Raw genomic sequence first — 14,832 nt, 5'->3', positions numbered from 1 at the left:
ACTTATCTGTATATCAGGCGTGCGACCGGAGCGGCACTGGGTTAATCGTCGAGGCGCTCTTCTAACTGGCGCACTTCGTAGGTGAGCTTGTCGAGGAACTGCATGCGCCGCATCAGGCGTTCGGCCTGTTCACGTTGCGCTGCATCATCCCAACAGGCTGCGAAGCTTTCGTTCAGCTGCTCCTGAGCGGTTTTCAGGCGACGCTTGAAGGTCGCGACACCCGCCAGGTCGGCACTGTCCTGCAGATCTTCGAGCTCTTCGCGCCATTGCATCTGCTGCAGAAGAAACTCGGGATCGTGGACCGTGACTTCCATCGGCACTTCATGACCGCTGATGGTCAGCAGGTAACGTGCACGCTGGGCCGGACTCTTGAGCGTCTGATAGGCATCGTTGAGCCGTGCAGACTGCTCGAGCGCCGAACGCTGCTCACGCTCGGAAGCGTCGGCAAAGCGATCAGGATGAACGCCGCGCGCCAGCTCGCGATAGCGCGTGGCCAGTTGCTCGAGATCCAGACGAAAGCCCGGTTGCAGCTCGAATAAAGCGAAATGACAAGGAGTTCCCACGACCAGCCTCAGATGTTGAAGCTTTCGCCGCAGCCACACTCACCGCGCACGTTGGGATTGTTGAACTTGAAGCCTTCGTTCAACCCTTCCTTGACGAAATCGAGCTCGGTGCCGTCGAGGTAAGCCAGGCTCTTGGGGTCGATAATCACTTTTTCGCCGTGACTCTCGAACACCTGATCTTCTGCAACCACCTCGTCGACAAACTCCAGCACGTAGGCAAGGCCGGAACAGCCCGTGGTGCGAACACCCAGACGAATCCCTTCACCCTTGCCGCGCCCGTCGAGGGAGCGTCGCACGTGTCGAGCAGCCGCTTCTGTCATGCTGATAGCCATCGTTGACTCCTTACTCGTCGCCCAATGCTTAGATCAAGCCTTTCTTCTGCTTGTAGTCGCGAACGGCCGCCTTGATGGCGTCCTCAGCGAGTACCGAGCAGTGGATTTTCACTGGCGGCAGGGCCAGTTCTTCGGCCAGCTGGGTGTTCTTGATGGTTTCCGCTTCGTCCAGGGTCTTGCCCTTCATCCACTCGGTGGCGAGGGAGCTTGAAGCGATAGCCGAACCGCAGCCGTAGGTCTTGAACTTGGCGTCTTCGATAACGCCCTGGTCGTTGACCTTGATCTGCAGACGCATCACGTCGCCGCACGCCGGAGCGCCGACCATGCCGGTGCCGACATCTGGATCTTCCGCGTCCATCTTGCCGACGTTACGCGGGTTTTCGTAGTGGTCGATGACCTTTTCGCTGTAAGCCATGATTCTCAATCCTCACTCATCAGGGCCGCTCTTGAGACCCTGCAACTGCGCTGCGCAAACCGCCGCGTCGCTACAGGATCTGTATCCGGCGGCTTCTATGTTTAGTGTGCCGCCCACTCGATCTTCGAGATATCGACGCCGTCTTTGTACATGTCCCACAGCGGCGACAGAGCGCGCAGCTTGGTAACGGCCTCGCAGACTTTCTGCGCGGCGTAATCGATTTCTTCTTCGGTGGTGAAACGGCCGAAGGTGAAGCGGATCGAGCTGTGTGCCAGTTCGTCGTTGCGGCCCAGGGCGCGCAGTACGTACGAAGGCTCCAGGGACGCCGAGGTGCACGCCGAACCGGATGAAACCGCCAGATCCTTGAGTGCCATGATCAGCGACTCGCCTTCAACGTAGTTGAAGCTCAGGTTCAGGTTGTGCGGAACCCGGGCGGTCAGGCTGCCGTTGACGTACAGCTCTTCCAGATGCTCGACCTGCTTGTAGAAGCGATCGCTCAACGCTTTGATGCGCACGTTTTCGGCAGCCATGTCTTCCTTGGCTACACGGAACGCTTCGCCCATGCCGACGATCTGGTGGGTCGCCAGGGTGCCGGAACGCATGCCACGCTCATGACCGCCACCGTGCATGGTCGCTTCGATGCGCACACGCGGCTTGCGGCTGACGTACAGCGCGCCGATGCCTTTGGGACCGTAGGTCTTGTGGGCAGAGAACGACATCATGTCGACTTTCAGCTTCTGCAGGTCGATTTCGACCTTGCCAGTGGACTGAGCGGCGTCGACGTGGAACAGAATACCTTTCGAACGAGTCAGCTCGCCGATGGCGGCGATGTCATTGACCGTGCCGATTTCGTTGTTCACGTGCATCACCGACACCAGGATGGTGTCTTCGCGCAGCGCGGCTTCGATCATGGCAGGTGTGATCAGGCCATCTTCGGTCGGCTCGAGATAGGTGACTTCGAAACCTTCACGCTCCAGTTGGCGCATGGTGTCGAGGACAGCCTTGTGCTCGATCTTGGAGGTGATCAGGTGCTTGCCCTTGGAGGCGTAGAAATGTGCCGCACCCTTGATTGCCAGGTTGTCGGACTCGGTGGCACCGGAGGTCCAGACGATTTCGCGCGGGTCGGCATTGACCAGATCGGCCACCTGACGACGGGCGTTTTCGACGGACTCTTCGGCCTTCCAGCCGAACACGTGGGAGCGGGACGCCGGGTTACCGAAGTTTCCGTCGACCAGCAGGCATTCACTCATCTTTTGCGCAACGCGCGGATCGACCGGGGTGGTCGCAGAGTAATCAAGGTAAATCGGCAATTTCATGGACTATCTCCTAAATCAGGCTGGCTGGCGTGCCGCTAGCTCTCTGGCTGTCATTCGACGGCGGACGCTTCAATCTTGTCCAGGCGCGGCGCCTTGCCATTGCAACGACGCTGATCCTGACGCTGGGCCACTTCCTGCACCTCACGGCGAGTTACGAGGTCGGCCAAGCTGATACCGCTGAGAAATTCGTGAATCTGCAGGCTCAGGTCGCACCACAGGTGATGGGTCAGGCAGGTGTCGCCGGAATGGCAATCGCCCTGGCCCTGGCATTTTGTTGCATCGACCGATTCGTTCACCGCATCGATCACCTGGGCAACCTGGATGCCCTGCATGTCGCGGGACAACTGGTAGCCACCGCCCGGACCGCGAACACTGGAAACCAGGTTGCTGCGGCGCAGCTTGGCGAAAAGCTGTTCGAGATAGGACAGGGAGATGCCTTGGCGCTCGGAGATATCGGCCAGGGACACGGGCCCGTGCTGCGCGTGCAACGCCAGGTCAAGCATGGCGGTCACGGCGTATCGGCCTTTTGTAGTCAGTCGCATGGACAATTACCACGGAGTTCGGAATGGGCGGGAGTATGCAATTCCCGAGCATTTAAGTCAACTATAAGACCTAGTGCTTTAGTCGGGTTTACCCGCAAAAGAGCGCGCGAATGATAGCAGGGTCTGCGGCTTAATGGCACACCGGCCGGCAGCAGCCCTGCAAGAGCGTCAGTGCGTCGTGGATTCGTCCTTGCCCTTGACGCAGGCGAAGTCTTCTTCGCGCAGCTCAGGCAGATCTTTCGCACAGTAATTGCTGCCCAGATCTTTCAGCGCCCCGCACATCCCTTCCAGACGGCCATCCACCGCCTGCAGGTGATCGAGCAATTGGCCAATGGCACGCGCCACCGGGTCCGGCATGTCACCGCTCACGCCATAGGCATCGAAACCGATCTTTTCGGCCATCGCCTTGCGCTTGGCATCGGCTTCATCATCGGACTTGACAATGATCCGCCCCGGAATGCCCACCACAGTGGCGCCCGGCGGCACTTCCTTGGTCACCACCGCATTGGAACCGACCTTGGCGCCAGCACCAACCGTGAACGGGCCGAGCACCTTCGCCCCAGCCCCCACTACAACGCCATCGCCGAGCGTCGGATGACGCTTGCCCTTGTTCCAGCTTGTGCCGCCAAGGGTCACGCCTTGATAGATGGTGACGTCATCGCCGATTTCTGCGGTTTCGCCAATGACGATGCCCATGCCATGGTCGATAAAAAAGCGCCGCCCGACCTTGGCACCCGGATGAATCTCGATACCGGTCAGCCAGCGACCGAAGTTCGACACCAGCCGCGCCAGCCATTTCAGATCATTGCGCCAGAGCATGCCGGCCAGTCGATGAATCCAGATCGCATGCATGCCGGGGTAGCAGGTCAGGACTTCAAAAGCGTTACGCGCCGCCGGGTCTCGGTGGAATACGCTCTGGATATCTTCACGCAAACGCTCGAACATCATTAATCCTTCCGCTTAAGGAGCTCGCCACGGGCCGCTTTCTGGGTTTCCGTGAGGATGCCACGCAAAATATTCATTTCCGCCCGGCTGACCGAGCTGCGTCCGTACAACCGGCGCAGGCGCGCCATCAAGTGCCGAGGCTTTTCCGGATCGAGGAATTCGATGGCCACCAGGGTCTGTTCCAGGTGCTCATAGAATCGCTCCAGCTCATCCATGGTCGCCAGCTCGGCGCTTTTCACGGAGGCCACTTCTTCTTTCTCGATCTTGGTCGGCTGCCCTTGAGCGGCCAGCCAGGCCATGCGCACTTCATAACTCAACACCTGCACCGCCGCCCCGAGATTCAGCGAGCTGAATTCAGGATCGGAGGGGATGTGCACGTGATAGTGACATCGCTGCAGCTCGTCGTTGGTCAGGCCGGAATCTTCACGGCCGAACACTAGCGCGATTTCTGCGCCCTGCCCGGCCTCCTCGACCACTTTGGTCCCGCATTCGCGCGGATCCAGCAGCGGCCAGGGAATGCGGCGGTCGCGGGCACTGGTGCCGAGCACCAGATTGCAGCCGACCAGGGCGTCTTCCAAGGTGGCGACGACTTGCGCGTTTTCAAGGATGTCACCGGCACCCGAGGCGCGGGCATCGGCTTCGTGATGCGGAAAGACTCGCGGATCGACCAGCACCAGCCGCGACAAACCCATGTTTTTCATGGCGCGCGCGGTCCCGCCGATGTTTCCCGGGTGGCTGGTATTGACCAGGACGACACGAATGTTTTGCAGCACGGCGGGCGCTCTCGGACTGGGGAAAGGGGTGCAAATCTTACAGAACAGCCTACCGTTAAGCTATGAAAGCGAACAGCGACCTTCACCTGAAGAAAAGTTCTGATAGAATGCGCGGCTTTCTTTAACAACCTTAGGTGACACATCCATGCAGCCCATGCTGAATATCGCGCTGCGCGCCGCCCGCAGCGCCAGTGAACTGATCTTCCGCTCCATCGAGCGCCTGGATACCATCAAGGTCGACGAAAAAGACGCCAAGGATTACGTATCCGAGGTCGATCGCGCCGCCGAACAGAAAATCATCGACGCCCTGCGCAAGGCTTACCCGAATCACTCGATCATGGGTGAAGAGACCGGCATGCACGCCGGCAGCGGCATCGAAGGCGAAGAATACCTGTGGATCATCGATCCGCTGGACGGCACCACCAACTTCCTGCGCGGCATTCCTCACTTCGCTGTCAGCATTGCCTGCAAATACCGTGGTCGCCTGGAACACGCCGTTGTTCTGGATCCGGTTCGCCAGGAAGAATTCACCGCCAGCCGTGGTCGCGGCGCCCAACTGAACGGTCGTCGCCTGCGTGTCAGCGGTCGTACCAGCCTGGATGGCGCTCTGCTCGGCACCGGCTTCCCGTTCCGTGACGACCAGATGGACAACCTCGACAACTACCTGGGCATGTTCCGCGCCCTGGTTGGCCAGACTGCCGGCATCCGCCGTGCCGGTTCGGCGAGCCTGGACCTGGCTTACGTGGCCGCCGGTCGTTTCGACGCGTTCTGGGAGTCGGGCCTGTCCGAATGGGACATGGCCGCAGGCGCCCTGCTCATTCAGGAAGCAGGCGGCCTGGTGAGCGACTTCACCGGCGGTCACGACTTCCTTGAAAAAGGCCACGTCGTTGCCGGCAACACCAAATGCTTCAAGGCAGTTCTGACGGCGATCCAGCCGCACCTGCCGGCTTCGCTGAAGCGCTAAGCTTCTCGCGAAACCAGAAAAGCACCCTTCGGGGTGCTTTTTTTATGCCTGCACATTGCTTGACTCCCGAGCACAAAAAAGCACCCCGAAGGGTGCTTCTTTTTACTACAACCGCTTATTGCCCAGGCTGCGCCTGCGACAGGATCAGCTTGCCTTCCTTGTCGACCGGAATCTGGTTGCCCGGATCACGATCCATCCGCACTTTGCCTTCCTTGCCGTCCAGCGAGTAGCGGACGTCATAACCTACGACCTTGTCGCTGATGTCATTCACCGTATTACAGCGAGTCTGGGTGGTGGTGTAGGTATCGCGATTCTGCATGCCTTCCTGCACCTTGTTGCCGGCATAACCGCCACCGACCGCGCCAGCTACCGTGGCAATCTTCTTGCCGGTGCCGCCGCCGATCTGGTTACCCAGCAAACCACCTGCCACGGCACCGATGGCGGTACCGAGAATCTGGTGTTGATCCTTGACCGGCGCCTGCCGGGTCACAGCGACATCCTTGCATACTTCACGTGGCGTCTTGATCTGTGTCTTGACCGGTTCAACGGCCAGAACCTGCGCATACTCAGGGCCGCTTTTAACCAGGCTGTAGGTGGCAACAGCGCCCCCGGCAGTCACACCGACAGCACCCAGTACCGCACCAACCAGCAACGACTTGTTCACATGAACCTCCTGACCATCACATGCGGGACGCGCCCGCGCTTCTCCCAGCCTTGGAGCAATAAAAAAGGCGCGAGTTCAACTCGCGCCTTTTTTTGACTGACAACCGGGGAAGCGATGGCCGTTATGGACGGTCGTCGACTTCCTTCTCGGTATTGGCCGGCGGAATCAGGTCTTCCGAAGACAGGTTCAGCCAGATCAGCACCACGTTGGCGATGTAGATCGACGAGTAGGTACCCGCCAAAACACCGATGAACAGGGCGATGGAGAAGCCGAACAGGTTGTCGCCACCGAAGAACAGCAGTGCCGCGATCGCCAGCAAGGTGGAGATCGAAGTCGCCATGGTGCGCAGCAGGGTCTGCGTGGTCGAGATGTTGATGTTCTCGATCAGCGAAGCCTTGCGCAGCACGCGGAAGTTCTCACGCACCCGGTCGAACACGACGATGGTGTCGTTCAGCGAGTAACCGATGATCGCCAGTACCGCCGCCAGCACCGTCAGGTCGAAGGTGATCTGGAAGAACGACAGGATACCCACGGTCACGATCACGTCGTGAATCAGCGAAACGATGGCACCGACCGCGAATTTCCACTGAAAGCGGAAAGCCAGGTAGATCAGGATGCCGCCGAGCGCCAGCAGCATGCCGAGGCCGCCCTGGTCACGCAGCTCTTCACCGACCTGCGGGCCGACGAACTCGACGCGCTTGACCGTCGCCGGGTTTTCACCGCCGACCTTCTGCAGCGCTTCCGCCACCTGATGGCCCAGCTGCGGGTCTTCACCCGGCATGCGCACCAGCAGGTCGGTGGTCGCACCGAAGTTCTGCACGACCGCTTCGTGATAACCGGCGGTAACCAGTTGTTCACGCACCTTGGTGACGTCGGCCGGACGCTCGTAGGTCAGCTCGATGAGCGTACCGCCGGTGAAGTCCAGGCCCCAGTTCATGCCCTTGTGGAACACGCTGAACAAGGCCAGCACGGTAAGGAACAATGTGACGCCGAACGCGAAGTTGCGAACGCCCATGAAGTTGATTGTACGTAACATGGCAGCCCCTTAAATCCACAACTTCTTGAAGTCACGACCGCCGAAGATCAGGTTGACCATCGCGCGGGTCACCATGATGGCCGTGAACATCGAGGTAAAGATCCCGAGGGACATGGTCACTGCGAAACCCTTCACCGGGCCGGTGCCCATGGCGAAGAGGATGCCGCCGACCAGCAAGGTGGTCAGGTTGGCGTCGAGAATCGCGGTGAATGCCCGGCCGAAGCCTTCGTTGATTGCACGCTGCACGGTCATGCCGGCGGCGATCTCTTCACGAATCCGCGAGAAGATCAGCACGTTGGCGTCGACCGCCATACCCATGGTCAACACGATACCGGCTATACCCGGCAGGGTCAGGGTTGCACCCAGCAGCGACATCAGCGCCAGCAGCAGCACCATGTTCACCGCCAGCGCGACGGTGGCGATCAGGCCGAAGAAGCGGTAGATGGCGATGATGAACAGCGAGACGAACAGCATGCCCCACAGCGATGCATCGATACCCTTGGTGATGTTGTCCGCACCCAGGCTCGGGCCGATGGTACGTTCTTCAGCGAAGTACATCGGAGCCGCCAGACCACCGGCACGCAGCAGCAGCGCCAGCTCGGACGACTCGCCCTGGCCGTTCAGGCCGGTGATACGGAATTGCGCACCCAGCGGCGACTGAATGGTCGCCAGGCTGATGATCTTCTTCTCTTCCTTGAAGGTCTGCACGGCAACGTCTTTCTCGACGCCGTCGACCATCTGCTTGACGTAGGTGGTCACCGGGCGCTGTTCGATGAAGATCACCGCCATGCTGCGACCGACGTTGCTGCGGGTCGCGCGGCTCATCAGTTCGCCACCGTGACCATCCAGACGGATGTTCACTTCAGGTGTGCCGTGCTCGCCGAAACCGGCCTTGGCATCGGTCACCTGGTCACCGGTGATGATCAGGCTACGCTCGATCTGCGCAGGAGGACGCTTGCCTTCGCGGAACTCGAAAGTCTCGGAAGTGGCTTTCGAAGCGCCAGGTTCGGCGGCCAGACGGAATTCCAGGTTGGCAGTCTTGCCGAGGATACGCTTGGCTTCGGCAGTGTCCTGCACGCCCGGCAGCTCAACCACTATGCGGTTGGCGCCCTGACGCTGGACGATCGGTTCGGCAACACCCAGCTCGTTGACGCGGTTGCGTACCGTGGTCAGGTTCTGCTTGATGGAGTATTCACGGATTTCCGCCAGCTTGGCCGGGGTCATCGCCAGACGCAGTACCGGTTGACCGTTGAGGTCGGCCGGAACAATGTCGAAATCGTTGAAGTTCTTGCGGATCAGCGCACGGGCCTGTTCGCGGGAATCAGCATCGCTGAAGCCCAGCTGAATGGCGCCATTGAGCTGCGGCAGGCTGCGATAGCGCAGCTTCTCTTTGCGCAGCAGGCTCTTGACGTCGCCTTCGTAGACTTTCAGGCGTGCGTCGAGGGCTTTGTCCATGTCCACTTCCAGCAGGAAGTGCACACCACCGGACAAGTCCAGACCCAGCTTCATCGGGTGCGCAGCCATGTTGCGCAGCCATTGCGGAGTGGTCTGTGCCAGGTTCAGCGCGACGACGTAGTCATCACCCAATGCCTTGCGCACAACGTCTTTGGCCGGCAACTGGTCTTCAGCCTTGGTCAGACGGATCAGACCGCCCTTGCCGTTGGCTGCCAGGCTCGACGCCTTGACGTTGATCCCGGATTCACGCAGCGCGGTGCTCACGCGGTCCAGGTCGGCCTGGTTGACCTGCAGGGCCGTGCTGGCGCCGCTGATCTGGATGGCCGGGTCATCGGGGTATAGATTCGGAGCGGAATAAATCAGACCGATCGCCAGCACCGCCAGGATCAGAATGTATTTCCACAGAGGATATTTGTTCAGCATCACGCCGCCCGTTATGACGCGGGGCGCCTTGCGCGCCCCGTCGATTGAGTAGAAGTTGTTGCCCTTAGATCGCTTTCAGCGTGCCTTTTGGCAGCGTGGCGGCGATGGCGCCCTTCTGGAACTTCATTTCCACGGTGTCGGAAACTTCCAGAACCACGAAGTCATCGGCCACTTTGGTGATCTTGCCGGCGATGCCGCCGGTGGTGACCACTTCGTCGCCCTTCTGCAGGCTGTTCAGCAGGTTCTTCTGCTCTTTGGCGCGCTTGGCCTGTGGACGCCAGATCATCAGGTAGAAGATGACCAGGAAGCCGACCAGGAAAATCCACTCGAAGCCGCCGCCCATAGGCGCTGCAGCCGGTGCAGCCGCGTCAGCCATGGCGTTAGAGATAAAAAAGCTCATTTAGCACTCCAGTTGCAAATGTTGAATCTTGGGGTCAGAAAACTCAGTCCAAAGGCGGAACGGGGAGCCCGCGTTTGGCGTAGAAGGCATCGACAAAGGCGGCCAATGTACCCTGTTGAATAGCCTCGCGCAAACCAGCCATCAGCACCTGATAATGGCGCAAGTTATGGATGGTATTGAGCATGCTTCCCAGCATTTCGCCGCACTTGTCCAGGTGATGCAGATAAGCGCGGGAGAAGTTCTGGCAGGTATAGCAATCGCAGGTCGGATCCAGCGGCGAATCATCATGGCGATGGAACGCGTTACGGATCTTCAGCACGCCTGTATCAATGAACAGATGCCCGTTGCGGGCATTACGGGTTGGCATCACGCAATCGAACATGTCCACACCGCGGCGCACACCCTCAACCAGATCTTCCGGTTTGCCAACGCCCATAAGGTAACGAGGTTTGTCAGCCGGCATCATGCCCGGCAGGTAATCGAGCACCTTGATCATTTCGTGCTTCGGTTCGCCCACCGACAGACCGCCGATGGCCAGGCCGTCGAAGCCGATCTTGTCCAGGCCTTCCAGCGAACGCATACGCAGGTCCTGGTGCATGCCACCCTGAACGATGCCGAACAGCGCCGCCGTGTTGTCGCCATGGGCATTCTTCGAACGCTGGGCCCAGCGCAGCGACAGCTCCATGGACACGCGGGCGACGTCTTCGTCAGCCGGGTACGGGGTGCATTCGTCGAAAATCATCACGATGTCCGAGCCCAGGTCGCGCTGGACCTGCATTGACTCTTCCGGGCCCATGAACACTTTCGAGCCGTCAACCGGAGAGGCGAAGGTCACGCCCTCTTCCTTGATCTTGCGCATGGCGCCGAGGCTGAACACCTGGAAACCGCCGGAGTCGGTCAGGATCGGGCCTTTCCACTGCATGAAATCGTGCAGGTCGCCGTGGGCCTTGATCACTTCAGTGCCCGGACGCAGCCACAGGTGGAAGGTGTTGCCCAGAATGATTTCCGCGCCAATCGCCTCGATATCACGCGGCAACATGCCCTTGACCGTGCCGTAAGTGCCCACCGGCATGAAGGCCGGGGTCTCGACGGTGCCACGGGGGAAGGTCAGGCGACCACGACGGGCCTTGCCATCGGTGGCCAGGAGTTCAAAGGACATGCGACATTCGCGACTCATTCTGTTTCCTCTGGGCCTTTCTGTTCAGGGGCAGTCGGTGCGGGATTACGGGTGATGAACATCGCATCACCGTAGCTGAAAAAGCGGTAACCGTTGTCCACGGCGGCTTTATAGGCGGCCATGGTTTCCGGGTAACCGGCAAATGCCGAAACCAGCATCAACAGCGTGGATTCGGGCAAATGGAAATTGGTCACCAGGGCATCGACCACATGGAACGGCCGGCCCGGGTAGATAAAGATGTCGGTGTCGCCGCTGAACGGCTTGAGCACGCCGTCGCGGGCGGCGCTTTCCAGCGAACGCACGCTGGTGGTGCCCACGGCGATCACTCGACCACCGCGTGCGCGGCAAGCGGCGACTGCGTCGACCACGTCCTGGCCGACTTCCAGCCACTCGGTGTGCATGTGGTGGTCTTCAATCTTCTCGACCCGCACCGGCTGGAAAGTACCGGCACCAACGTGCAGGGTGACGAATGCAGTCTCGACGCCCTTGGCGGCAATCGCTTCCATCAGCGTCTGGTCGAAGTGCAGCCCGGCGGTCGGTGCAGCCACCGCGCCCAGCTTCTCGGCGTAAACGGTCTGATAACGCTCGCGATCCGAACCTTCGTCCGGGCGATCTATATAAGGAGGCAGCGGCATGTGCCCGACGCGGTCGAGCAACGGCAGCACTTCCTCAGAGAACCCCAGCTCGAACAGCGCGTCGTGACGCGCCAGCATCTCGGCCTCGCCACCACCGTCGATAAGGATCTTCGAACCCGGTTTCGGCGACTTGCTGGAACGCACATGGGCCAGCACGCGGTGCGTATCGAGCACCCGCTCGATGAGGATTTCCAGCTTGCCGCCGGAGGCTTTCTGCCCGAACAGCCGCGCCGGAATCACCCGGGTATTGTTGAACACCATCAGATCGCCCGGGCGCAAATGCTCAAGCAGATCAGTAAATTGACGGTGTGCCAGGGCGCCGCTGACCCCATCCAGGGTCAACAGGCGACTACCGCGACGCTCGGCCAAAGGGTGGCGGGCGATCAGCGAATCAGGAAGCTCGAAGGTAAAGTCAGCAACGCGCATGATGGGGTTCGTCTAGCAGGGCCGGAAAGTCTAGCGGAAATATCGAAAATTGACCATGAAACGTGATTGACCAACGGTAGGCACCTCTCTATACTTCGCCGCCATTGAGCCCTGATGGCGGAATTGGTAGACGCGGCGGATTCAAAATCCGTTTTCGAAAGGAGTGGGAGTTCGAGTCTCCCTCGGGGCACCAAAATTAGAAAAGGTCTTGCTTTGCAAGGCCTTTTTTTTTCGCCTGCCGGAAAGTGCCGACGTTGTATTTTCTTCCCCTTCGCTCTACTCAATTTGCACTTCCCCCCCCTCCTACTCCGCTTTCAATTTTTCCGAGCAATCTCGGAGATTTCGCTGAGCTCCCATTCGACTTTCCATTATTACCAAGCCGGCTCCCCCCCCTCCAAAGTAGCCAAGGTTGAGTTTCTCCGATTCCGTTCAACAAAGACCCACATGCGAGAGTCGAAAAAACAACATGCCTTTTGCGCCCATTAATCCCTAGCGCAAACCTCGCTGCCGAGACCGGCTTATCCCGCCTCGCCCCCACCCAATAACTTCGAGGGCGATGCGATCTTGGCGCGACTCCGCCAAGTCATCGAGCGCTTCGGCGAAAGCCGCTTCACCTGCTGGGAATCGGCGGCGGCCAAAATTGACGAACACGGCCCGCGCACCATCGACCGCCTCGGCTTTCGCAAGACACTGGAGCACGGCATGGGCGACACCATGCACACCACCAACACCTATTACGTGCTGCCCGAAGCATGGCGCTCCGAGATCTTCCGGGGCATGAACATCAACGCCGTGAACAAGGAGCTGTTGCAGCGCGGCGTGTTGGAGCCGGCCAGCGATGGCAAGGCATCGAGTTTGGTCCCGCCTGCCCGGCCTTGGGGCCCAGCGCTGCTACATCGTGAAGAGGATTCTGGGAACGGATGAGAGCGAGGCTCGGGCTGCCTGAAGGCACGTCCGCTGATCGAGGTAGCGCCGGCTTATTCCCGGCCTCGCCAGCCGCTCATTCAACCCAAATCCAACTTTTGAAGGAACAAGACTGATGAACGAATTCCAAGCTTCTACCGAACAACACGAACTGCTGGCCGGCCGCGAGACCGCCGAGCTAGCACAGCCGGTTTCGGACAGCACTGCCGCGACCGGTCATTGCGACAAGAAGCAACGGTTGATCGATGAGATCAACCAACTGACCGCACAACGCGATAAACACCTGAACGACGCTGAACAGCACCACACCAAGATCGCGCCGTTGGAGGCGCTATTGGAAGGCGACGAAGTCATCGAGGAGGAACGGCTAACCGAAATCCGCAAGGAGCACAGCAGCCTGAAAGTTCCTTACGACGCCAGTAAGCACCGTGCCTGGCTGCTCGATGCGAAGATCACTCGCCGCGAGAAACTGCTCATTCATGAAACCCTGATGGCGGGTTACACCGAGTCGATGGCGAACTGGAAAGCCGACGAGCAAGAACTCAACGAAAAGCGCGACAGCCTCAGCACTCGCTTGGCGCAGATCCAGCAGCAAGCGGAAGAGGACATGACCAAGGCCCGGCAAGCCGAAACCGATGCCGCCACCGCCTACGCACAGGCTGTGGCCTGGGGCGATACCGAGGGCGAAAAGAACGCCAATGCCGACGCACAGAAGGCCGCGAAAAACCTCACGACGGCGACCGAACACAATCGTCGTCAACAACTGATCATCACTGCGCTGGAACAGGAGCGGGCCATCGTCGATCAGCACATTGCCGAGGCGCAAAGGGAATATCAAACCATCCAGAGAAAAGCCATGTCGCTGGCCCGGACAGTGTTAGAGGAACGGTGGAACGAACAAGCGCAAGCGCTGATGGATCTGGGCGGCAAGCTGTGGAATGTGCAAGGCATGCTGGGGGGTGAACACCTCAGCCTGATGAAGCTGGTTCTTCCACAAGAAGGTGAAGACTTCCACAGCTGGAACTGGCGCGAGCTGTTGGATCGATCCGGCCAGTACAGTGTGCAAGACATCCTTTCACTGTAAGCCGCTGAGCCACCGAAACAGCCTACGCAGGTAGGCTGTTTAAACCTCCACAGGCTAAAAAATGATCATCCAAATAGACCTCAGAAATTATCCCAACTGGAAAGACCTACTGAAAGCACGAATAGTGTCCTTAAAGGAAATGCTGGAATTCGTGGACAAGCCCCGCATAAAAACGAAAGTGGAGATTCTCACCGTAAAATTGATCAAGGCCGAGATCATTAGCATCCAAGAGTATCTGAAACTGCCAGAATAGCGCTGAACTTGTGAGCCGCACGAACATTCAAACTGTCATCAAACAAACATAGGAAAAAAAATATCCAAACTTTCCGAATACCGTCAGCTAGAAAAACATCTGGCTGAGCAGATGCAGGCGCTGGAAGCGCTGAAGAGCGATGGCGCGTTGAAAAAAGAGATCGAGTTCGAAACCAAGCTGCGCGAGTTGCTCAACCAATACGGCTTCAGCCTCAAGCACATCATCAACATTCTGGACCCACAGAGCACGAAGCGCTCTTCAACGCCCCTGGCAGCTCCTAACAAGCGCAAACCTCGTGAACTGAAGGTCTACAAGAACCCGCATACCGGCGAAGTAATCGAGACGAAAGGAGGCAACTATAAAGCACTGAAAGAGTGGAAAAAACAACACGGTGCCGACGTTGTCGAGAGCTGGCTAAACCAGTAAAAATTAACAAAGGGCCTCATAGAGGCCTTTTGTTTAATGAGTAGAACCTAATGAGTCAGGCAAAACCGATACTGACGAC

The 14,832-nt window shown here is 59.0% G+C and carries 16 protein-coding genes, 1 tRNA gene and 1 pseudogene; 5 read left to right on the top strand and 13 right to left on the bottom strand.

All coding sequences use genetic code 11. From position 1 onward, the window contains the following. Positions 1-41: 41 nt before the first annotated feature. From hscB to trmJ, 7 genes are all read right to left on the bottom strand, one after another. The gene (hscB, locus tag OQ248_RS16275; protein ID WP_085709397.1) at positions 42-563 is read right to left on the bottom strand and encodes a co-chaperone HscB; all 522 of its coding nucleotides are present in this window, start codon (positions 561-563) and stop codon (positions 42-44) included. A gap of 8 nt (positions 564-571) precedes the next feature. Beyond that, on the bottom strand, positions 572-895 hold the full coding sequence (gene iscA / locus OQ248_RS16270) for an iron-sulfur cluster assembly protein IscA (protein ID WP_003227904.1): 324 nt from the start codon (positions 893-895) through the stop codon (positions 572-574). Positions 896-923: 28 nt separating this feature from the next. Next, the gene (gene iscU / locus OQ248_RS16265; RefSeq protein WP_064589074.1) at positions 924-1,310 is read right to left on the bottom strand and encodes a Fe-S cluster assembly scaffold IscU; all 387 of its coding nucleotides are present in this window, start codon (positions 1,308-1,310) and stop codon (positions 924-926) included. A gap of 101 nt (positions 1,311-1,411) precedes the next feature. Continuing rightward, positions 1,412-2,626, bottom strand: coding sequence for an IscS subfamily cysteine desulfurase (locus tag OQ248_RS16260; RefSeq protein WP_085709396.1), 1,215 nt, complete (start codon positions 2,624-2,626; stop codon positions 1,412-1,414). 50 nt (positions 2,627-2,676) lie between these two features. Further along, entirely contained in the window at positions 2,677-3,168 is a 492-nt protein-coding gene (gene iscR, locus OQ248_RS16255; protein ID WP_007956690.1) for a Fe-S cluster assembly transcriptional regulator IscR, read from the bottom strand. A gap of 168 nt (positions 3,169-3,336) precedes the next feature. Next, positions 3,337-4,113, bottom strand: a complete 777-nt coding sequence (gene cysE / locus OQ248_RS16250) for a serine O-acetyltransferase (protein WP_085709395.1) — start codon at positions 4,111-4,113, stop codon at positions 3,337-3,339. A gap of 2 nt (positions 4,114-4,115) precedes the next feature. Then, positions 4,116-4,886: a tRNA (cytosine(32)/uridine(32)-2'-O)-methyltransferase TrmJ gene (trmJ, locus tag OQ248_RS16245; protein ID WP_007956692.1), complete on the bottom strand. Its 771-nt coding sequence runs from the start codon at positions 4,884-4,886 to the stop codon at positions 4,116-4,118. A gap of 145 nt (positions 4,887-5,031) precedes the next feature. Here trmJ and suhB point away from each other — a divergent pair, with 145 nt between their 5' ends. Then, complete coding sequence (gene suhB / locus OQ248_RS16240; RefSeq protein WP_085709393.1) at positions 5,032-5,850, top strand: inositol-phosphate phosphatase; 819 nt, start codon at positions 5,032-5,034, stop codon at positions 5,848-5,850. A 115-nt stretch (positions 5,851-5,965) separates the two neighbouring features. Here suhB and OQ248_RS16235 read toward each other — a convergent pair whose 3' ends face one another. The 6 genes from OQ248_RS16235 to queA form a co-directional block, all read right to left on the bottom strand. After that, on the bottom strand, positions 5,966-6,514 hold the full coding sequence (locus OQ248_RS16235; protein ID WP_085709392.1) for a glycine zipper 2TM domain-containing protein: 549 nt from the start codon (positions 6,512-6,514) through the stop codon (positions 5,966-5,968). Between the two features lie 121 nt (positions 6,515-6,635). Beyond that, positions 6,636-7,550, bottom strand: coding sequence for a protein translocase subunit SecF (gene secF / locus OQ248_RS16230; protein ID WP_085709391.1), 915 nt, complete (start codon positions 7,548-7,550; stop codon positions 6,636-6,638). 9 nt (positions 7,551-7,559) lie between these two features. Next, positions 7,560-9,428 carry a protein translocase subunit SecD gene (gene secD, locus OQ248_RS16225; protein ID WP_248742673.1) on the bottom strand — a complete coding sequence of 623 codons (1,869 nt, stop codon included), beginning with the start codon at positions 9,426-9,428 and terminating at the stop codon, positions 7,560-7,562. Positions 9,429-9,492: 64 nt separating this feature from the next. Further along, positions 9,493-9,828 (bottom strand): preprotein translocase subunit YajC, encoded by a 336-nt coding sequence (gene yajC, locus OQ248_RS16220; RefSeq protein ID WP_065257675.1) that lies wholly within the window; start codon positions 9,826-9,828, stop codon positions 9,493-9,495. 43 nt (positions 9,829-9,871) lie between these two features. Beyond that, entirely contained in the window at positions 9,872-10,987 is a 1,116-nt protein-coding gene (tgt, locus tag OQ248_RS16215; protein WP_162803510.1) for a tRNA guanosine(34) transglycosylase Tgt, read from the bottom strand. Between the two features lie 14 nt (positions 10,988-11,001). Next, positions 11,002-12,066 (bottom strand): tRNA preQ1(34) S-adenosylmethionine ribosyltransferase-isomerase QueA, encoded by a 1,065-nt coding sequence (queA, locus tag OQ248_RS16210; protein ID WP_265813316.1) that lies wholly within the window; start codon positions 12,064-12,066, stop codon positions 11,002-11,004. A gap of 108 nt (positions 12,067-12,174) precedes the next feature. Between queA and OQ248_RS16205 the strand changes: the two genes are divergently transcribed. The 4 genes and pseudogenes from OQ248_RS16205 to OQ248_RS16190 all read left to right on the top strand — a co-directional run bounded on the left by OQ248_RS16205 (position 12,175) and on the right by OQ248_RS16190 (position 14,753). Then, positions 12,175-12,259 (top strand) — tRNA-Leu (locus OQ248_RS16205). Between the two features lie 350 nt (positions 12,260-12,609). Continuing rightward, positions 12,610-13,012, top strand: a pseudogene (locus OQ248_RS16200) (DNA/RNA helicase, superfamily II protein); the annotation flags it as partial. A 219-nt stretch (positions 13,013-13,231) separates the two neighbouring features. Then, positions 13,232-14,074 (top strand): chromosome segregation protein SMC, encoded by an 843-nt coding sequence (locus tag OQ248_RS16195; RefSeq protein WP_265815102.1) that lies wholly within the window; start codon positions 13,232-13,234, stop codon positions 14,072-14,074. Between the two features lie 313 nt (positions 14,075-14,387). After that, positions 14,388-14,753 carry a histone-like nucleoid-structuring protein, MvaT/MvaU family gene (locus OQ248_RS16190; RefSeq protein WP_265815101.1) on the top strand — a complete coding sequence of 122 codons (366 nt, stop codon included), beginning with the start codon at positions 14,388-14,390 and terminating at the stop codon, positions 14,751-14,753. The last annotated feature ends 79 nt before the right edge of the window (positions 14,754-14,832 follow it).

Origin of the sequence: Pseudomonas sp. COW5, from assembly GCF_026240005.1 — a bacterium.
Taxonomy (GTDB): domain Bacteria; phylum Pseudomonadota; class Gammaproteobacteria; order Pseudomonadales; family Pseudomonadaceae; genus Aquipseudomonas; species Aquipseudomonas kribbensis.
This window is presented reverse-complemented; position numbering and strand designations above follow the sequence as displayed.